The organism is Flavimaribacter sediminis, assembly GCF_019492055.1.
In the GTDB taxonomy this organism is placed as follows: Bacteria; Pseudomonadota; Alphaproteobacteria; order Rhizobiales; family Rhizobiaceae; genus Flavimaribacter; species Flavimaribacter sediminis.
The window spans coordinates 1,163,778-1,182,697 of sequence record NZ_JAICBX010000001.1 but is presented as its reverse complement, the minus strand read 5'-3'; the positions used below and the strand labels follow the sequence as shown (position 1 = coordinate 1,182,697).

Below are 18,920 nucleotides of genomic sequence, written 5' to 3'. Positions count from 1 at the left end.
CCTGTTGTATCTGGAGAGAGACTGACATGAAAAAATTCCCTGGCCCGGTTTTTGCCTGCGCGCTTTTCTGCAGCCCTGCCTTGAACGGAGCGCCGGGCGCGAACGCGCAGGAGGCCGGGGGCATGCCCCATGTCGGCTGCAACGCCAATGGCTACGTGCTGACGCATGATCCGGCGTATCAGCGGCAAAACCCGGACGACAGGCTGGCGCAGTCGACCGTGTATCTGGGCGTCAGTTGCGACGCCTACGCGAAAACGCTCGGCCAGGGCGCATGGTGCTGGGCGAACGCCGGCGTGCTGACGGAATTCAACGGTAAAACCCTGAGCCTCGCCCGCCTGGAATTGCCCGAATGCAGGGAGCATGCGACTGAGCCCGCATGCGGCTGCTGGGAAGCCCCGCTGCCGGGCGCGCCCGGAAACTGACGCAAGCCACCTCGGGGCCGAAGCTCAGATCAGGTCGTCATGCGCGCCGGTAATCCAGTCGATATGGCGCTGTGCCGAGGCGCGCACGGCGGCGTCCGCGCCTTCCTCCACCGAGCTGGCGACGTTGGAATAAAGCCGATCGTAGGCGAAGCGGTCAATCCGCTGCAGGATCGTCTCTACCGCCCTGACCGACAGCGGGATGCGGTTTGGAAAGCTGCGCATGAAGGAGACGGTCTTGCCGTCCGGGTTCGCCATGATGGAATCGCCGGAAAGCAGCGCGCCGGCGCCAGTCGCGCCGGCCGCAAAGTGCACCACGGCGCTGCCCGGAAAATGCCCGCCGACGCGCGCGAGCGTGACGCCCGGCAGGATCTCGGCGTCGTCCTCCCAGAATTCGATCACCGGATCAGGCCGCGCCAGCCATTCGCGGTCATAGCTGGACACCAGCACCGGCGCGCCGCCCAACGCGCGGCTCCAGGCGACCTGCGCGCCGAACATGTGCGGGTGGCTCGCCGCAATGTAGCGCACGCCGCCGAGCGCCTGAAGGCCGCTCACCGCCGCCTCGTCGAGGAAACCGACCGGCTCCCACAGGAGATTGCCTTCCGGTGTGACAACCAGAAGGGCGCGGTGGCCGATGGCGATGGACGGCGCGGTGGAGATTTCATGGAGGTTTTCCTCGATCTCGCGGATCTGCGTGCGCACGCCCTCCGCGGCAAGCTCGGCGTGCGTCGCCCAGGCCTGGCCGCCGCGCGGCACGTATTGCCGCTCGTCCAGGCAGATGTCGCAGACAACGGCGGAAAGCGGATGCTCGACGCCGCAGGCGCGGCAGATCTTGAAGTCGTCGGACATGGCAGAGCTCCTGTTCGGGTAGGGCTTTTAGCAGACTTGGGCGGCGGAGGCACAGCGCCTTCGTTGACGCATCCGATCCTTGCAGCCGCCATTATCGATTGAGGGCGCGGCTATGCAACCGCTTCCCAGAGCTCCGGGTATGACCGGACGACGCCGAAATCGTCGGTGACGATGACGGCGTCGTAGCCATGCTGCGGAGAGCTGTAGGCGAAACGGGTTTCCGACAGGCGCGAATAGATCTGCCGCAGAGGCTTGAACCGCCAGTCATCGACATCGAGCCAGACGGCGGTCGTCTCCGCCTCGGCCCCGGTCTCAAGGCCGAGCCGCCGGATGGCGTTGGCGTTGGTCGCCGGCGTGAACCCGAGATCGATGTCGGCAAGGCCGTCGACCCCGGGGATCGCCGCGCCGCCCGTCGTCCACGAGCCTTCGGCGGATCGCGACAGCAGGAGATCTGTCCGGATGGATCCACGCCAACCGCTCACGCGCGCGGACCGGCTTGACCAGTCGGCGTTGCAGAGAACCTGATAGTCGAGCTTCGCCGGGCCGTGACGGTCGTGGTAGAGCGCTGTTCCGGAAATTTCATAGCCGTCGCCCGATCGCGCGTAGCGGCAGGCGTCCATGCCTTCCGGATCGAAGCGCCGCCACAATACGGCGCGGGGAAGCCGGTCCCGATCGGCCATGCGCGCATTCCTCTCTCTCTCAGTCGAAGATGTAGCCGATGCCCCTGACGGTGCGGATATATTCCGGCTTGGCGGGGTTCTTTTCCACCTTTTTTCTTATGCGCGAAATGCGCAGGTCGATCGAACGGTCGAACGGCTCCCATCCCTTGTCGTGCGCCTGTTCCAGCAGCTGATCGCGGTTGAGGATGCGGCCGCGATTGGAGGCGAAGACGCGCAGGAGGCTGAACTCCATGGCCGTGAGCGCGATCTCGTCGCCGCCGGATCCGTAGAGTTTCGCCGCGTCGAGATCGAGACGGCAATCGCCGAACGGCACCGTGCCGGACAGGATGTCCCGGCGCCTGGCCTCTTCTTCGTTGACGACCTGACGGCGCAGGGTGGCTTTGATGCGGGCCTCGAGCTCGCGCAGATCCACGGGCTTGCCGACATAATCGTCGGCGCCCATTTCGAGGCCGACCACGCGATCCACGACGTCGGCCGCGGCGGTGAGCATGATGACCGGCACTGTCGATTCCTTGCGCAGCGTGCGCAGGGCCGTAAGCCCGTCCTCGCCCGGCATGTTGATATCGAGCACGATCAGGTCCGCCGGGTCTTTCTTCATGGCCTCGTGCAGGCATGATGCGTCTTGCGCCTCCGTGATGCGATAGCCGCGATCGGACAGATATTCGCCGACCATCTCCCGCAGATGGATTTCATCGTCGCAGACAAGAATGTGGAACGGCTTGGAACTCATGATGAGACATCTCTGTTCGTTTTGCAGATATCCGTGATCAGGGCCTGCAGATCTTCCGGAACGACCGGTTTTTCGAGGAAGGGAACATTGGCGCGGGCCAGGAAATCCGCCACGTCCGGGCTGAGCATATCGCCGGTCACGAAGGCCAGCCGGCCCTCATAGTGTGGAAACGAGGCTTTCAGCCGCTTCAAAAAGGCCTCGCCGTCGAGCCCGGGCATCCGGATGTCGCTGATGATGATGTCAAACGTCCTGCTTTCGAGCAGTTGAAGCGCGGACTCGACGTCATTTCTGGCCACGACCTCGCATCCGCGTTCCTCGAGAAGATCGACGAGCATGTCGGTGACGTTGATCTCGTCGTCGACCACGAGAACCCGGCACACATCGCGGGCCTTTTCCCGGATATCGACCGCCATCGACCGGTATCCGGTCCGCTGCGCGGATTCCGGCAGCCGCACGATGAAACGCGCGCCTTTCGAGGGAGAGGATTTCAGGGACAGGCGCCCGCCATAGGTCGCGATGATGCGGTGACAGAAGGCGAGACCGATCCCGGTGCCCTCGCCCGCTTCCTTCGTCGTGAAGAACGGTTCGAAGATCCGCGACTGGAGTTCTTTGGGAACGCCTGGCCCGTTGTCCGCGACTTCGGCCACGACCCGGTTCAGCCTGTCGTCGAAATAGGTTCTCAATGTCAGGACGCCGTCCTTCTTCTTCCCGGCGAGCGCATGTCCGGCGTTGGAGATGAGATTGGTGAAGACCTGAATAAGCTGGTCCTCGTCGGCGTCGACCAGCGGCAGGGTCGCGTCCAGATCGAAGACGATGCGGGCCCCCTTCGAGCGCACGGAGATGGCCGCGCCGGCGGCGGCCGCCTCCACGATATCGTTGAGAGACAGGGGCTCGGGATTGACGGGCCTCTGCCGGGCCATGGCCAGAAACACCTTCACGATGCGGGCGCAGCGCTCCGCCGCCTGTCCGATCCTGTCGATCCGCTCCCGGTGAACGGGATTCTCGACCTTTTCCTTCAGCATGAGAGAGTAGCCGACCACCACGGAAAGGGGATTGTTCAGCTCATGGGCGACGCCTGCGAGCAATTCGCCAAGCGCCGAAAGCTTCTCGTTCTGGTGGGCGATCTCGCGCTGGTGGCGCAGTTCTTCCTGCAGGTTCAGGAAATCCGTGACGTCGCGGGTCGAGGAGACGATCACGTCCTCGCCCTTGTAGACCGTCATGCGCGCGGACGTCACGGCGTCCATGATCGCGCCGTCGCTCTTGCGCAGCTTGAGGGGATAGTCGTCGACCGCGCCCGTCGGCAGCAGTCTGTCGAGGTATTTCAGGCGGCCTTCCGGCGTCGCGTAGTACGAGTTCGTCGAATCGACTTCCCCGAAGCGGGCCTTCATGTCATGCGAGGAATATATGATCTTACCGTCATCCAGACGCGAGACCATGAAATTGACCGGGCATGTCTCGACGATCAGTCTGAGCAGGGTGTCCGATTCCCGTTGGGCGTTTTCCGCCTGACGCTGCCCGGTGATGTCCCTGAACGTCAGAAGATAGCCGCCCTGATCGGTGCGGTGGGACGATCCGAGCAGGAGGCGCCCGCTGGCGGTCGTAATCTCCGTATTCTTCGCCAGGCCGCGGACATCCTCCTCGGCGAACCGCGCCCAGTCGTCCTTTGCAAGCCCGGGAGGCATCACGAGCAATCCCGAAACGGCGAAATGTTCGCAAAGCTCATAGAACGTCTTGCCGAGTTCGAACCTGCCCTCGCCCTGGAAGAACATCTCGTTCGCCCGCCCGTTGAAAAGTTCGAGCCTGAGATCGGAATCATAAAGCATGATCCCCTCGTCGAGCGCCTCCAGAGCCTCCTGGAAACGGGCGATGTTCTGCTCCAGCTTCTCGCTCATCTCGTAGAAGGCGCCGAGGTCGGTGGAGGTCGTGACGCTGATGGTTTGATCGCCGTGTTCGATCAGCCGGCTGGACAGCTGGGCGGGAAACTCTGTCCCGTCGAAGCCGCGGGCCCTGAACAGCATCTTGTCGACCCGGCCCGTTGTCCGCATTTCCTCGACGAACCTGCGCCGTTCGTTATGGTCCATCCAGTGTTCGCTCGTCCGATCCCGGAGGCCGTAAACGGCTTCAGTCGAGGCGGATCGGAAAATGATGTCGCCGTCGTCCAGTCTCGATATGAGGAGATTTGCGGGAAAGGACTCGACGATTTTCCTGAGCAGGGCGTCGTCCAGACCGGACGCGCCGGACGGCGTCTCGGCCTCGCGCGCCAGTTGGCTCCGGCCTCCCTCGATAAAGGCGTCGCGCCATTTGGCGAAGGTGTGTCTTGAAAGCCCGGCCTCTTCACACAGCCGGTCGACGCTTTCGGGCGCACGCAGCCCCTCGAGAACAAGTTGCGCCCTATCGTCGGCCGAAAAGGAATTGTCCCGGTCGTGCGTATTCGCGGACAATGGATGGCTCCCTTCATCTTCCGACATCCGCAGGCCCTACGCCGCGGCGCATTCCATATTGTATTGCGAGTATATCTGTTCGGTATCGCCGAATGTATCAATTGTATCAGACCTGCGCATCCCCGCGCAGACAAACAGGCAAAGCCGGCAAACCGGATGCTCTCCGGCTGCCGGCAATATGCGCCTTGTAATTGCTTTCAGCCACTGATCATTATTAACCGGCGACGTATTTGCAGGGCCGCGCACGGGCGACGCAGATCGTCATTCCACCGCCGGCAGGCGTGCAGCTAACCTGCTTGCCCTTGGCGATGTCCCATACCGACCATGGCAGGCCGTACTCGCTCTTGATCTTGCCCGCCCAGCTCTTCTTGGCGATCATCTGGGCGACAGCCACCTGCGGATGGTTGCCAGCCCCGGACTGGTAGTGGTGGCTGTTCTTGCACTGATAGGCTGAAGCCGGGGCGGCGCCCAGCGCCGTTGCGGCGATGGCGGCTGCGGCAAACAAGCCGGCGACGCCGGCGCTTCGAGTCAGGTTTCTCATTGTCAGGTTTCCTTTCCAATCGGGATTTAGAGGAGTGTCCGACCACCACGGCCGGCTGTTTCCTATGGGAGGAAATCTGACTGAGGCTTGTATGGGTTCGATGTCGCCGAATGTCTCAATTGTATCGGAGCGGCGGAACGTCGGAAACAATCGAAACACTATCCGCGCAAGGACGCGCCCGTCATTCAAGAAACGCCTTGAGCTTCGCCTCAAGGTCGGCGCGTTTGGTTTTCGCGGTTTCGCATTCCCATACGGTGAGGACGCGCCAGCCGGCATCGGTCAGCGCCTGGGCGTTGCGGGCGTCGCGGGCTGTATTGCGGGCGATCTTGGCGCGCCAGTAGTCGGCGTTGGTCTTTGGCGCGCGGGCGCCGCGCGGGCAATCGTGCCCGTGCCAGAAGCAGCCATGCACGAACACCACCTTGCGGCGGCCGGGAAAGACGAGGTCCGGGACGCCGGGCAGGTCGCGCCGGTGCAGGCGGTAGCGGTAACCCAGCGCATGGACGAGCCGGCGCACGACCATTTCCGGCGCGGTGTCGCGGGATTTGACGGCGCGCATGACGGCGCTGCGCGCGGGATCCGTAGTTTGCGCCGTTTTCACGCTGCTTCAACGGCGCGCAACGCGCGGCGCTTCAGGATCGGCTCGAAGAGATGCTGCGCCAGATGCCGCACCACGGGCGCCGCGACGCCGTCGCCCGTCAGGTGATAGGCCTCGTTGTAGTTTTGCGGAAGCGCGTAGGCCTCGTCGAGCCCCATAAGGCGCGCGGTCTCGCGCGCGGATATAAGCCGCGAGCGAATGCGATCGCCGTCGACGACCAGGATGAGCTGGCGCGACGAGCCGCCGGCCGGCGTGCGCAGACAACCCGCCAGATCGTCGAAGCGGACCTCGGCGCGCTGGCGCTTTTCTCCGTTTTCTACGCGGGTGCGCCGGTAGACTGCGCCAACCATGCGCCGCCCCACCTTTTGCGCGGCATCCACCTTGGCGCGGTTGGCGGGCGACATCTGGCCGAGAATCCTTGTTGTTTCGGACGTGTCGTGCCAGCGCACGCTTTGCGGGTCATCTTCGACGAGATCTGCAAAGACAGTGTTGCGGCGTGGAGGCGCAGGCACATTCCACCAATGCCAGCTGGCTCTCGCGGGCGCGCTGATGCGGGCGTGCGCCGCCTGAAGGGCGCGGGTGTGGAATGGCTCCACAGGGTTTGCCGAGACAGGCGTCGACTCCAGCGGGATATCATCGCGGACGCCAATGACAAACAGGCGCGGACGGGACTGCGGCACGAACAGGGCGGCGTCGATGACAAGTGCGCCGTAGCGATAGCCATTGTCGGCGAAGGCCCGGCAGATTGCGTCGAAATCCGCGCCGCCATGGCTGGTGAGCGCGCCGGTGACGTTCTCCAGCGCCACGATGCGGGGCGCGCGACCGTCCGCCGCCAGGCGTTTCATGATGCTCCATAACGGGTAGAACGCGCCGGAGCGCGCACCGTCAAGACCGGCGCCGCCGCCGGCGAGCGACAGGTCCTGGCAGGGAAAGGACGCCCAGGCAAGATCGGCGACGCCAGGCAGATCGCGTGCATCAACCGCGCGGATGTCGCCGACTGTGAGCGCGGACGGCGCGGCGCGATCCCAATTGGCCCGGTAGGCGGCGGCCTTTCTGGCGTCGAAATCATTGGCGAAAAGGCAGCGCCAGCCATCGCCGAGACCCGCGCGGACCATGCCGCCGCCAGCGAAAAACTCGTAGAAGGTAGGCCTTTCGGCGTCGATCACTCCGGTGCTCCCTGCGCCGCTGGATATGCCAAAGTTGCGGATTCGACCGCAGCCTAGCATTGTTGCGCCGGATTGACAGGGGCGGCCTAAACGTTGGAAGTGCGCGGTGAACAGGGAAATGGAAATGATGCGTCTTTTCGCGCTCGCCGCAGCGCTCCTGGCTCTGGCAGCATCGGCGTTCGCCGGCGAGGTCAAGCCGAAATTCGTGGAAAAGGCCTACGCGGTTTCGGGCGCGACCGGCATCGCGCTCTACCAGTCGATGGGCGCAAACGGGCCGCTGTTGCGCGGCGGCGCGTCGAGCGCAATCGCCAAGACCGATTTTGATCTCAAATGGGGCCGCGACTATGTGCGCGACGGAAACGACTGCGTGCTGAAGGCAGCGCGCTCCTTCCTGACGATCACTTACACACTGCCCAAGCCGTCGCAGACACTGCCGGCTGACCTGGCGGCGCGCTGGCGCGTCTTCATCGACGGGATTCGCGCGCACGAGGCCGTGCACGGCCAATACGTGGCCGAAATGGCGCAGGAGATCTACGACACGACCGTCGGCTTCCGCCAGCCGAACGATCCGGACTGCAAGGCGATCCGCGACGCCATCCAGACGCCGCTGAAGGCCGCTTTCGTCCGCTACAAAGCGCGCAACCGCGCCTTCGAGGATGCGGAGATGGCCAACGGCGGCAATATCCAGCAGCTGATCCTCGCGCTCGTCAACGGACCTTGACGAGAACGCCTACACCGGCTTGCGGGCATGGGTGGCGAAGAAGCAGAAATTCATCAGCCAGGCCTGCTCGCTGTCGAGCAGGCGATCGACCTCGTCGCCGTCGGCCTGCGACAGGAAGCCCATCGCGACGAGATCATCCATAATGAGGCCGAAGCTGCGGCGGTAGAGCTCGACGGCGGGATCGCCGCCCTTGCCTGAAAACAGCGCCGTCTCGCCGCGCGACGACACGATGTCGAGGCCTGCGACGGCAAGCTGATGCGGCAGGCGGCGGCCGGTGAAGAGGTCGATATCATGCTGCTCACCCCATTGCCGGAACGCCTCGAAGGCGCGCCGCCAGACGGGGTGGAAATCGGCCATGGCCGGATGCAGATCCGGCTCGACATAGAGGATGTGGCCGCCGGGCCTGACCATTTCGACGAGATTGCGCATCGCCGCCAGCCTGTCTGGAATGTGGTGATGGACGTTCCGCGCGACCGCGAGATCGAAGGCGCCGTGGCGCTGCGGTTCCTGCAGGATATCGAGCTGCTCCACACGGATGCGCGGATGGTCGATATCCTCGAGAAACTTCGTCTGCATATCGGTGCAGACAACCTCGCCTTCGCTGCCGACCTTGTCGGCGAGCCAGGTCGAGACCGTGCCGAGGCCCGCGCCGATTTCCAGACAGCGCCAGCCAGGCTCGACGCCGATCTCCTCCAGCCGGTAGCAGGTGTAAGGGTCGGTCAGCTCCGCCAGCAGCCGAAGGCGGGTCCGCTCTTCCTCGCTGTCATTGGCGATGACATAGCGCATCGCTAAAGATCGAGAACGTCGCCGACCGCCGGCGTCTTGACCTTGTCGTCGTCCTCCTCCATCGCCGCAAGAAACTCCCCTGCGTTCTGGTCGAGGATCGGGAACGTGCCGAAATGGCATGGAATGATGGTTGAAAAATCGAAATAGCGCCGGCAGGCGAGCGCCGCCACCGCGCCGCCCATGGTGAAGCGGTCGCCAACCGGCACGATGCCGATTTCCGGCTTATGCAGTTCGTTGATGAGCGCCATGTCGGAGAAAATGTCGGTGTCGCCCATGTGATAGAGGGTCGGCGCATCGTCGAAATGCAGCACCACGCCGTTGGGATTGCCGAGCGCATGGGAGACGCCGTCTTCGGTGATCATCGCGGACGAATGCAGCGCGTTGACATAGGTGACGGTGAAACCGTCATGGTGGACCGTTCCGCCGGTGTTGGTCGGATCGATCTTTTCGAGCCCGTGATGCTTGCCGAGCCACATGCACAGATCGTAGTTGGCGATCACGGTCGCGCCGGTTTCCCGGGCGATCGACGGCGTATCGCCGATATGGTCGCCATGGCCGTGGGTCAGCACGATATGGGTGACGCCTTCGGCAGCGGCCGCCGCACTCTGTCCCTCGAAGGAGGGATTGCCCGTAAAGAACGGATCGATGAGGATCGTCGCGCCTCCGATTTCGATGCGAAACGCGGAATGTCCGAACCATTGCAGTTTCATGTCTGTCGCCTCCCATAGGGTTTTGGTCGCATTATTCTGCGAAGCAGCTTATGGATTGTCCCGCGTCCTGAAAAGGACCGTTTGCAAAAGTTTTTTGATCGGCGCGGACATGCCCGTTTTAACATTGGAAGAACTGGCCGCAGGCCTTGAAAAAGGCAAAGTGCTCGCCGGACTCGACCTCGGAACGAAAACGATCGGCGTCGCGATCAGCGATCTGGGCCTGACGCTCGCGACGCCGCGCGACGTGCTGCGGCGCAAGAAATTCACGATCGACGCCGACGCGCTGATGGAGCGGCTGACAAGGGAAAGTGTCGGCGGCTGCGTGATCGGCCTGCCGGTCAACATGGATGGTTCGGAGGGACCGCGCGCCCAGGCGACCCGCGCCTTCGTGCGCAACATGGCCGGCGTGACCGACACGCCGTTCGCCTTCTGGGACGAGCGGCTGTCGACGGTGGCCGCTGAACGCGCGCTTATCGAGATGGATGTGTCGCGCCGCAAACGCAGCGAGCGGATCGATTCCGCCGCCGCAGCTTTCATCCTTCAGGGTGCGCTGGACAGGCTTTCTTCCGCCTTGCGCGGCTGAGCGGCCCAGGCGGCGCGGCGCGCGCGAACCCAGACGATGATTTTCTTGCGGTAGCGAAACGCGACGATCGCCATGACGATCATCGAATCGACGATAAGCGCGCGCAACAGGAGCGGCGGAATGTCTGTGGGTGGAATGCCAAGTATTTCGCCATAGATCTTGAAAACGAGGTCATGCACGTCCCGCGTCAACATGAACACGCCAAAATTCAGATCGTAGTAGGATAACCCGTACCAGGCCGAAATCAGCGACACTGGCACAAACCACAATATAAGAAACCACTTCATCGCAATCGCCGGTCCGCACCCTTCCCTAGTCTCGTCACAGACAACCTCGGAATTTTCAGCGGCGAAAGCAATGTAAACCATTTGTTAAGGTTAATATCCACATGGCCGCGCCGCGGATTTCAGATCTGCGGGCGCCTCCGCTTGCCGCCGGTTCACCGAAAGTCTATCACCAAAACGTCTTCAAACTGACGTTCCGTCATGATCGCGATTTTCGAAAGCAGTCTGCCCATATTCCTGCTGATCGTCCTCGGCATCGTGCTCAAGCGCACGCCGCTGGTCGATCGCGGCGTGTGGCACGGCCTTGAGGAAATCGGCTATTTCGTGCTGTTTCCCTGCCTGCTGTTCCTGACGCTCTATCGCGCCGACTTCAGCGGCATGGAGCTAACGAAGGTAGCCATCGGCGCGCTGTCTTGCATAACCGTGATGTTTGTGCTGGCCTATGCGCTGTGGCCGGCGCTGCGGATCAGGGGCGTATCGTCCGCAAAATATACGGCGATCTTCCAGACCACGACGCGGTGGAACAGCTTTGTGGCTCTCGCCATTTCAGACAAGCTGTTCGGCCAGGAAGGACTGGCGCTGACAGCGCTTGTGATGGCGCTGATCATCCTGCCGATCAACTGCGTCAACGTAGCGACGCTTGTCTGGTTCAACGCGTCGAACCGCAACTTTGCGACATTTCTTCGCCGACTGATCACCAATCCGCTCATCATCGCAGCCCTTGCCGGCGTAACATTGCAATATATCGGGTTGCGCATTTACGGGCCGGTGGAAAAGTCCCTGGAAATGGTGTCCGCATCCGCGCTCGGCATGGGCCTGATCCTGGTCGGCGCGGCGCTGCGCATCCGCGACACGGTGCGACCACGGCCAATGACGCTTATTGCGGTTGCGGCCAAGCTACTTGTTTATCCGCTGGTGATGATCGCAACATGCCTTGCGGCCGGGTTGCGCGGCAACGAGCTGATTTTGCTGGCGCTGATAGGCAGCGTGCCGACGGCGATGAACGGCTATCTGCTGGCCAAGCAGATGGGCAGCGACGCCCGCCTTTACGCGACAATCGCAACGCTACAGACAGTGGCGTCTTTCCTGACGATACCGCTTGTTCTTTATCTCGCGACCTATATCGCCTCCGGATAGAGCAGCGATACGATCTGCGTGGAATCGAAGCGCGAATCGAGCATACCATAGGTCGACCGCCATGCGCCGGCGAGACGGGATTCGGCGAAGGCGTCGGCGATGCGGCCGGCGCCCATGTTGTAGAGCTCTGCGGCGGCCGCCGACAGGGCCAGTTGCTCGACAAGCAGGCGCGCCGCGCCCTCATCGCGCTGGACCAGAGCCGTCGCGGCCGTCAGCACATCGACAGTGCGCTTGGAAAATGCGCCGAGATCGCCGGCGACCATGCCGATAACGGTTTCGAATTTCGACGGGTCCTGACCGATGGCGCGCATCAGATCGAGCGCCATGACGTTTCCGGAGCCTTCCCAGATCGCATTGATCGGCGCTTCGCGATAGTGGCGGGCCATGGGCCGCTCCTCCACATAGCCGCTGCCGCCGAGACACTCCATGGCCTCGTAAGTCAGCGATGGCGCCAGCTTGCAGATCCAGTATTTGACGACTGGCGTCATGATGCGCACGTAAGCCGCCTCATTTGGATCGGAGTCCGCCAGATCGAAGGCGCGGGCAAGCCGGATGGCGAGCGCTGTGGCCGCCGCGACGTCCAGCGCCATGTCCGCGATCACCCGCGTCATCAGCGGTTGCTCAAGCAGGTGCTTGCCGAACACCTTGCGCTGCCGGCAATGATGCACGGCCTCGGCCACGGCCGCGCGCATGATGCCGGCGGAGGCCAGCGCGCAGTCGAGACGGGTCAAGGTGACCATTTCGAGGATGGTGCGCACGCCCCTGCCCGACTCACCGAGAAGAAACCCGTAGGAATTGACGAACTCGACTTCACTTGAAGCGTTCGAGCGGTTGCCGATCTTGTCTTTCAGGCGCTGGAATCGCAGTCCGTTGGGATTGCCGTCTTCCAGATAGCGCGGCACGAGGAAGCAGCTCAGGCCTTCCGTCGTCTGTGCGAGCATCAGGAAGGCGTCGCTCATCGGCGCCGACATGAACCATTTGTGGCCCGTCAGGCGATAGACCCCCTCGCCCGCGCGCTCGGCCGAACTGGTGTTGGCGCGCACATCGGTTCCGCCCTGCTTTTCGGTCATGCCCATGCCGATGGTCGCGCTCTTCTTGCTGACGACCGGCCGGTTGGCGGCGTCATAGCTGCGCGACAGCACCTTGGGCGCCCACATCTTGTAGACAGCGGGCGTAGCGCTGATCGACGCCAGCGATGCGTTTGTCATCGTGATCGGGCAGAGATGGCCGCATTCCAGACCTGCGGTCAGGAAAAAGCGGACAGCGCGGGCGCGATGGGCGATCCCCTTTTCTTCCGGCCGGTTTTCCCAGACAGAGGAATGTAGCCCGATACTGAAGGACCGGCGCATCAGCGCGTGATAGGCCGGATGGAATTCCACGACATCGACCCGGTTTCCGCGCGGGTCATAGGGTTTCAGCTCCGGCGTCGACTGATTGGCGAGTCGCGCCAGTTCCTGCGCCTCCGGCGTGGTTGCGAATCGGCCGATCTGCGAGAACTCGTCGCGAAACGCCTTCGGCATGTCCGCCGCGATCTCGCAGAGCATCGGATCGGCCGTGTAGGCGTTAATCCCGCTGTAGAGCGACGGCTGATTCGTCACTTCATGGGTGGAGCCAAATGTCATGGATTTCGTCATATCGGGCTTATACCTGTTGTCGCGGCGCACGAGCAAGCGCGCGTTCGATAAATGCATGGGGATGACTGGCGCATACCAGGCGCCCGTTCTTGCCCGGCGGTTTCATCGCGCCTATAGAGACGCCAATTGTCAAAATTCGCGGGTTTTGTCCATGGCTTTCTCCCATCGCCATCTGCTTGGCATAAACGGGTTGACCGAGATGGACATTCAATTCCTTCTCGACCGCTCCGACGAAGCTGTTCAACTGAGCAGACAGCGGGAGAAAAAAACCTCCACGCTGCGCGGGCTGACCCAGATCAACCTGTTTTTCGAGGCTTCGACGCGCACCCAGGCTTCGTTCGAGCTCGCCGGCAAGCGGCTGGGCGCCGATGTGATGAACATGTCCGTCGGCAATTCGTCGGTAAAGAAAGGCGAAACGCTGATCGACACGGCGATGACGCTGAACGCCATGCACCCGGACATCCTGATCGTTCGGCATGGTTCGGCCGGCGCCGCCGCCCTGCTTGCCCAGAAGGTGGGCTGCTCCGTCGTCAACGCCGGCGACGGCGCGCACGAGCACCCGACACAAGCGCTGCTGGATGCGCTGACCATCCGACGCGCCAAGGGCAGGATAGCCGGTCTGACGGTGGCGATCTGCGGCGACGTTCTGCACAGCCGCGTGGCCCGCTCGAACATCATTCTTCTGAACGCGCTTGGCGCGCGGGTGCGCGCCGTCGCTCCCTCGACCCTTTTGCCGGCAGGCGCCGAACGCATGGGTGTGGAAGTGTTCCAAACCATGGAGGAGGGATTGAAGGACGCCGACGTGGTGATGATGCTGCGCCTGCAGCGCGAGCGCATGGCGGGGCTGTTCGTGCCCTCCGTGCGGGAATATTTCCACTATTTCGGCCTCGACGCGCGCAAGCTGGCGCTTGCCCGGGACGACGCGCTCGTCATGCATCCGGGGCCCATGAACCGCGGCGTGGAAATCGCCTCCGAAATCGCCGACGGCCCGCAAAGCGTCATCGACACGCAGGTCGAAATGGGCGTGGCGGTGCGCATGGCGGTGATGGAGACCCTGATGCAATCCGCAGACGGGGAGACGCACTCGTGAGCCGCACCGCACTTGTCAACGGGCGCATCGTCGACCCTTCGCAGGATATGGACGCAACCGGCGCCGTTCTGATCGAGAATGACCGGATCGCCGCCATCGGACCGGGGATCGCAATCCCCGAGGATGCGGAAACGGTCGACTGCACGGGGCGAACGATCACGCCCGGCCTGGTGGACGCGCGGGTGTTTGTCGGCGAACCGGGCGCCGAACATCGCGAAACGATCGCGTCGGCTAGCGCCGCAGCCGCCGCCGGCGGGGTGACCTCGCTGATCATGATGCCGGACACCAGCCCGGTGATCGACGATGTGGCCCTGGTCGAATTCGTGCTGCGTACTGCGCGCGAACAATCGATGGTGCGCATCTATCCGTCCGCCGCGCTGACGAAGGGGCTCGACGGAAGGGAACTCACCGAATTCGGCCTCTTGAAGAAGGCCGGCGCCGTGGTGCTGACCAACGGCAGGCGCATGGTGTCGAACGCGCTAGTCATGCGCCGGGCGATGACCTACGCCCGTGATTTCGACCTCGTGGTGGCGCTGGAGACCCAGGACGAGGATCTGGCCGCCGACGGCGTGATGAACGAGGGGTTGTTTGCGAGCTGGCTCGGCCTGCCCGGCATTCCGCGCGAGGCGGAGATCATCATGCTGGAACGCGATCTCAGGGTCGCGGGTCTCACCGGCGCGCGCTACCACGCCGCCAAGATTTCGACGCCGGATTCCATCGAGGCGATCCGCCAGGCCAGGCGTCGCGGCGCGAAGATCACCTGCGCGGTTTCAATCAACCATTTGTCGCTGAACGAAAACGACATCGGCGAATACCGCACCTTCTTCAAACTCTCTCCGCCGCTGCGCGACGAGGACGACCGGCGGGCGATGGTGCAGGCGCTCGCCGACGGCGACATCGACATCATCGTCTCGTCGCACGATCCGCAGGACGTCGACACCAAGCGCCTGCCCTTTTCCGACGCGGCGGAAGGCGCCGTGGGACTGGAAACGCTGCTGCCGGCGGCGCTGCGGCTGCATCACAACGGCGACGTGCCGCTGACGCGGCTGATCGATGCGCTTTCGACCCGGCCGGCGCAGATCTTCGGATTGCCGGGCGGCTCGCTGGAACCTGGCCGGAAGGCGGATATCGCAGTGATCGACCTGGACGCGCCCTGGGTTCTCGCGAAGGACGACCTTCGCTCGCGCTCGAAGAACACGCCGTTCGAGGACGCGCGGTTCCAGGGCCGGGTCACGGCGACGATGGTTTCGGGGAAGTTTATATTCCGGGGGTGATTACCTCTCCCGCGCCGGCACGGCGCGCGTTCTGAGCCTACGCTGACTTTTGACGGGAGACGACACAGTGCCTGACACCGCCGCTATAGACATGACGAGAGCCTGACGAACCTGTTTCAGGAGCGCCAAGGCCTGCCGACCCTGCGGGCAGTTTTGCGGCCTTGCCGCCCATCCGGCCGGCTGATGCAGTCTTGAACGATCTTTCCTTGCAGAAAGGCGTGTTCGGTAGGAAGAGATGAAGTCGACGAAGCGCTGAAAGTTGCGCCTCGCCGCCGCTTCAGTTTTCAATGAACTCCAGAATGTCGGCGTTCAGCACATCGGCGTTCACCGTCAGCATCCCGTGTGAGAAACCGGGATAGGTTTTCAGCGTTCCGTTCTGCAGCAGCTTGACCGACTTCAAAGCCGATGCCGCGATCGGGACGATCTGATCGTCCTCGCCGTGCAACACCAGCGTCGGAACGGTGATCGTCTTGAGATCCTCCGTCTGGTCGGTTTCGGAGAAGGCCGCAATCCCGTCGTAGTGCGCCTTGGCGCCGCCCATCATGCCCTGCCGCCACCAGTTCTGGATCACCCCTTCATGAACCGTCGCTCCGTCGCGGTTGAAACCGTAGAACGGACCGGCCGGAACATCGCGGAAAAACTGCGCGCGGCTGTCGGCGAGCGCCTTTCGAAAGCCGTCGAAGACCTCCCGCGGCGTGCCTTCGGGATTGTCATCCGTCTTGAGCATCAAAGGCGGAACGGCCGCCACCAGAATGGCCTTCGACACGCGGCCGGCGGGTTCGCCGAACTTCGCTACATAGCGCGCCACCTCCCCGCCGCCGGTGGAATGGCCGATATGGACTGCGTTCTTCAGGTCCAGCGCCTCGACGACGGCGAAGGCGTCCGCCGCGTAGTGGTCCATGTTGTGTCCGTCGGCGACCTGATCCGAGCGTCCGTGGCCGCGCCTGTCGTGCGCCACGACCCGGTAGCCCTTGGACAGGAAGAATAGCATCTGCGCATCCCAGTCGTCGGCGCTGAGCGGCCAGCCGTGATGGAAAACGATCGGCCGGGCGTCCCTGGGTCCCCAGTCCTTGTAATAGATCTGCACGCCATCTTCGGTTGTAACATAACCCATGTCGTTGTCTCCTTTCGGACTATCGCGAAAGCAATTCCCGCGGGAAGCGCTATCGTGAGTGGGAGGTGAAACCCGGGAGAAGGCCGGGTTTGAAATTAGGATATGTGGTTCCGACGCCGGATGCGCTAGTCTTCGAAATCGCTATTCTCTGTCGCGCAATCAGGAACGCCAAATGGACATCGAAGAACTGGAAACATTCGTGACGGTCGCCGATACGGGCGGCGTTACCGCGGCCGCGCGCCGGCTCGGCGTCTCGAAGTCGATCGTCAGCCGGCGGCTCTTCCGGCTTGAAGCAGAGCTTGGCGTCCAGCTGATTGCGCGCACGACCCGCGGCGCGGCGCTTACGGAAGCTGGCGCCACCTTCCGGGACCATGCGGTGCGAGCGAGCGCAGAAATCGACACTGCCAGGGAAACGATCCTGCCCGCCGGCGAGCTGCGGGGCCGGCTGAGGATCACCGCGCCGCTGACCTTTGGTCCGACGCATTTTGCGCCCGTGCTCGCGGAATTGGCGAAGCGTCACCCGCAGCTGCATATCCATACCTCCTACAGCGACCGCTATGTCGATCTCATCGCGGAAGGGTACGATTGCGCGATCCGGGTCGGCTATCTTCAGGACTCCAATCTGATGGCGAAACGCGTCGGGCCGATCCACGGGAAATTCGTCGCGAGCCCGGATTACATTCGCAAGCATGGCGCGCCCGAGACGCCGGAAGAACTCGTTTCCCATCAGGCCGTCATGCAGGGCACGGAAAGCTGGCAGATGATGGACGGCGACAAGGTCGTCGCCGTTCAGCCGCAAGGGCGCTTCAAGGCCGACAACGCGGTTGCGCTCGCGGCGGCGGCAGTGGCCGGCCTCGGCATCGGCTGGTTGCCGGACTGCATCACGCACGACCATATCGCGGCCGGGGCGCTGGTTCCCGTCATGACGCGTTACCCGCCTCCTCCGGGCGGCGCCTATGTCGTTCGTCCGCCGGGGCGCCATCCCGCTCGCAAGATTCGGGTGCTCACCGATTTGCTGATCGAGAACTTCGAACAGAACCCGCAACTTTGGGGCGTCAAGGCGTGAAATGCTGCATCTGCGTTCCACTTGGAGCGACGCCGTTGTGCGCATGACGCAGCTAGCGTTCCCGTTTCCGGCCACATAGATTACATCCAGTGACGACGAACAACGCAACCGATCAGGGCGCGATCGCCCGCTAGCACTTGAAAGGACCACAGGCATGAGCTGGAACCCGGCGCTCGAACCAGGCTGTCCCGACACGGTCGATTTGGACGCAATCGAGACACTCATCATCCCGCGCAGCCGCGATCTCGGCGGGTTCGAAGTCAGGCGCGCCCTTCCGGCGCCGAAGCGTCAGATGGTCGGGCCGTTCATCTTTTTCGATCAGGCCGGTCCGGCCGAGCTGCTGACCGGACAGGGCGTCGATGTTCGTCCACACCCGCATATCGGCCTCGGCACTGTCACCTATCTTTTTCAGGGCGACTTTCACCACCGCGACAGCACCGGGGCCGACCAGATCATCCGCCCCGGCGCATTGAACTGGATGGTGGCCGGGCGCGGCGTCACGCATTCGGAACGCACGAGCGCCGAGGCGCGATCCGGCCCGAACAGCCTGTTCGGCATCCAGACCTGGCTCGCCCTGCCCGACAGCCACGAGGACATGGCGCCGCTGTTCGAGCATCACGGCAAGGACACGCTGCCGGTGATCGAGGACGACGGCGTGTCCGTCCGGCTCATTCTCGGAAACGCCTACGGCAAAACCGCTCCGGCCATGATGTACTCCGCAACGTTCTACGCGGATGTGACGCTCGAGGCAGGAAGCCTGCTGCCGATGCCGGACGACCACGAAGACCGCGGCATCTATATCGTCGACGGCTCGATCTCGATCGCCGGCAATGACTATCAGGCGGGGCAGATGATGGTGTTCCGTCCGGGCGACCGGATCACGGTCGCAGCCGGCGACAGGGGCGCGCGACTGATGATCCTGGGCGGCGCGACGATGTCAGGTCCGCGCTACATATGGTGGAACTTCGTGGCCTCCTCGAAGGAGCGCATCGAAGCCGCCAAGGCTGAATGGCGCGCCGAGAACTGGGGCGCGGGACGTTTCGATCTTCCTGTCGATGATCGTGAGGAGCACATTCCTCTTCCGGATTGACGCGCGAAAG

Annotated in this window: 20 protein-coding genes; 8 read left to right on the top strand and 12 right to left on the bottom strand. The window is 63.3% G+C overall.

Annotated elements, in window-relative coordinates; all coding sequences use genetic code 11:
- Positions 1-26: 26 nt before the first annotated feature.
- The gene (locus tag K1W69_RS05585; protein ID WP_220227320.1) at positions 27-422 is read left to right on the top strand and encodes a hypothetical protein; all 396 of its coding nucleotides are present in this window, start codon (positions 27-29) and stop codon (positions 420-422) included.
- A gap of 24 nt (positions 423-446) precedes the next feature.
- Here K1W69_RS05585 and K1W69_RS05580 read toward each other — a convergent pair whose 3' ends face one another.
- The 7 genes from K1W69_RS05580 to K1W69_RS05550 all read right to left on the bottom strand — a co-directional run bounded on the left by K1W69_RS05580 (position 447) and on the right by K1W69_RS05550 (position 7,421).
- The gene (locus tag K1W69_RS05580; RefSeq protein WP_220227319.1) at positions 447-1,268 is read right to left on the bottom strand and encodes an MBL fold metallo-hydrolase; all 822 of its coding nucleotides are present in this window, start codon (positions 1,266-1,268) and stop codon (positions 447-449) included.
- 110 nt (positions 1,269-1,378) lie between these two features.
- Positions 1,379-1,948, bottom strand: a complete 570-nt coding sequence (locus tag K1W69_RS05575) for a putative glycolipid-binding domain-containing protein (RefSeq protein WP_220227318.1) — start codon at positions 1,946-1,948, stop codon at positions 1,379-1,381.
- Positions 1,949-1,967: 19 nt separating this feature from the next.
- Positions 1,968-2,678 (bottom strand): response regulator, encoded by a 711-nt coding sequence (locus tag K1W69_RS05570; RefSeq protein ID WP_220227317.1) that lies wholly within the window; start codon positions 2,676-2,678, stop codon positions 1,968-1,970.
- The gene (locus K1W69_RS05565) at positions 2,675-5,119 is read right to left on the bottom strand and encodes an ATP-binding protein (protein ID WP_220227316.1); all 2,445 of its coding nucleotides are present in this window, start codon (positions 5,117-5,119) and stop codon (positions 2,675-2,677) included. Before K1W69_RS05565 ends, K1W69_RS05570 begins: the two co-directional genes overlap by 4 nt.
- A gap of 214 nt (positions 5,120-5,333) precedes the next feature.
- A complete protein-coding gene (locus tag K1W69_RS05560; protein WP_220227315.1) occupies positions 5,334-5,660 on the bottom strand; it encodes a hypothetical protein in 327 nt (108 codons plus the stop codon).
- A 181-nt stretch (positions 5,661-5,841) separates the two neighbouring features.
- Positions 5,842-6,258 carry a very short patch repair endonuclease gene (locus tag K1W69_RS05555; protein WP_370688188.1) on the bottom strand — a complete coding sequence of 139 codons (417 nt, stop codon included), beginning with the start codon at positions 6,256-6,258 and terminating at the stop codon, positions 5,842-5,844.
- Positions 6,255-7,421, bottom strand: coding sequence for a DNA cytosine methyltransferase (locus K1W69_RS05550; RefSeq protein WP_370688187.1), 1,167 nt, complete (start codon positions 7,419-7,421; stop codon positions 6,255-6,257). The genes K1W69_RS05555 and K1W69_RS05550 overlap by 4 nt, the downstream gene beginning before the upstream one ends.
- A gap of 124 nt (positions 7,422-7,545) precedes the next feature.
- Here K1W69_RS05550 and K1W69_RS05545 point away from each other — a divergent pair, with 124 nt between their 5' ends.
- Entirely contained in the window at positions 7,546-8,142 is a 597-nt protein-coding gene (locus K1W69_RS05545) for a DUF922 domain-containing protein (RefSeq protein ID WP_220227312.1), read from the top strand.
- A 9-nt stretch (positions 8,143-8,151) separates the two neighbouring features.
- Here the strand turns inward: K1W69_RS05545 and K1W69_RS05540 are convergent, their stop codons facing one another.
- Both K1W69_RS05540 and K1W69_RS05535 read right to left on the bottom strand, forming a co-directional pair.
- Positions 8,152-8,928 (bottom strand): methyltransferase domain-containing protein, encoded by a 777-nt coding sequence (locus K1W69_RS05540; protein ID WP_220227311.1) that lies wholly within the window; start codon positions 8,926-8,928, stop codon positions 8,152-8,154.
- A gap of 2 nt (positions 8,929-8,930) precedes the next feature.
- Entirely contained in the window at positions 8,931-9,638 is a 708-nt protein-coding gene (locus K1W69_RS05535; RefSeq protein ID WP_220227310.1) for a metal-dependent hydrolase, read from the bottom strand.
- Between the two features lie 109 nt (positions 9,639-9,747).
- Between K1W69_RS05535 and ruvX the strand changes: the two genes are divergently transcribed.
- A complete protein-coding gene (ruvX, locus tag K1W69_RS05530; RefSeq protein ID WP_220227309.1) occupies positions 9,748-10,221 on the top strand; it encodes a Holliday junction resolvase RuvX in 474 nt (157 codons plus the stop codon).
- On the opposite strand, the gene K1W69_RS05525 is transcribed toward ruvX, so the two are convergent.
- The gene (locus K1W69_RS05525; protein WP_220227308.1) at positions 10,179-10,508 is read right to left on the bottom strand and encodes a DUF6105 family protein; all 330 of its coding nucleotides are present in this window, start codon (positions 10,506-10,508) and stop codon (positions 10,179-10,181) included. The genes ruvX and K1W69_RS05525 overlap by 43 nt on opposite strands.
- A 198-nt stretch (positions 10,509-10,706) precedes the next feature.
- Between K1W69_RS05525 and K1W69_RS05520 the strand changes: the two genes are divergently transcribed.
- A complete protein-coding gene (locus K1W69_RS05520) occupies positions 10,707-11,642 on the top strand; it encodes an AEC family transporter (protein WP_220227307.1) in 936 nt (311 codons plus the stop codon).
- Here K1W69_RS05520 and K1W69_RS05515 read toward each other — a convergent pair.
- A complete protein-coding gene (locus K1W69_RS05515) occupies positions 11,624-13,276 on the bottom strand; it encodes an acyl-CoA dehydrogenase family protein (protein WP_220227306.1) in 1,653 nt (550 codons plus the stop codon). The genes K1W69_RS05520 and K1W69_RS05515 overlap by 19 nt on opposite strands.
- A gap of 151 nt (positions 13,277-13,427) precedes the next feature.
- Between K1W69_RS05515 and K1W69_RS05510 the strand changes: the two genes are divergently transcribed.
- Together K1W69_RS05510 and K1W69_RS05505 are read left to right on the top strand one after the other, a co-directional pair.
- The gene (locus K1W69_RS05510) at positions 13,428-14,366 is read left to right on the top strand and encodes an aspartate carbamoyltransferase catalytic subunit (RefSeq protein ID WP_220227305.1); all 939 of its coding nucleotides are present in this window, start codon (positions 13,428-13,430) and stop codon (positions 14,364-14,366) included.
- On the top strand, positions 14,363-15,640 hold the full coding sequence (locus K1W69_RS05505) for a dihydroorotase (RefSeq protein WP_370688186.1): 1,278 nt from the start codon (positions 14,363-14,365) through the stop codon (positions 15,638-15,640). The genes K1W69_RS05510 and K1W69_RS05505 overlap by 4 nt, the downstream gene beginning before the upstream one ends.
- Before the next feature lie 277 nt (positions 15,641-15,917).
- Here the strand turns inward: K1W69_RS05505 and K1W69_RS05500 are convergent, their stop codons facing one another.
- A complete protein-coding gene (locus K1W69_RS05500; protein WP_220227304.1) occupies positions 15,918-16,754 on the bottom strand; it encodes an alpha/beta fold hydrolase in 837 nt (278 codons plus the stop codon).
- A 172-nt stretch (positions 16,755-16,926) separates the two neighbouring features.
- Here K1W69_RS05500 and K1W69_RS05495 point away from each other — a divergent pair, with 172 nt between their 5' ends.
- Together K1W69_RS05495 and K1W69_RS05490 are read left to right on the top strand one after the other, a co-directional pair.
- Entirely contained in the window at positions 16,927-17,820 is an 894-nt protein-coding gene (locus tag K1W69_RS05495; protein ID WP_220227303.1) for a LysR family transcriptional regulator, read from the top strand.
- Positions 17,821-17,974: 154 nt separating this feature from the next.
- Entirely contained in the window at positions 17,975-18,910 is a 936-nt protein-coding gene (locus K1W69_RS05490) for a pirin family protein (RefSeq protein ID WP_220227302.1), read from the top strand.
- Positions 18,911-18,920: the final 10 nt, after the last annotated feature.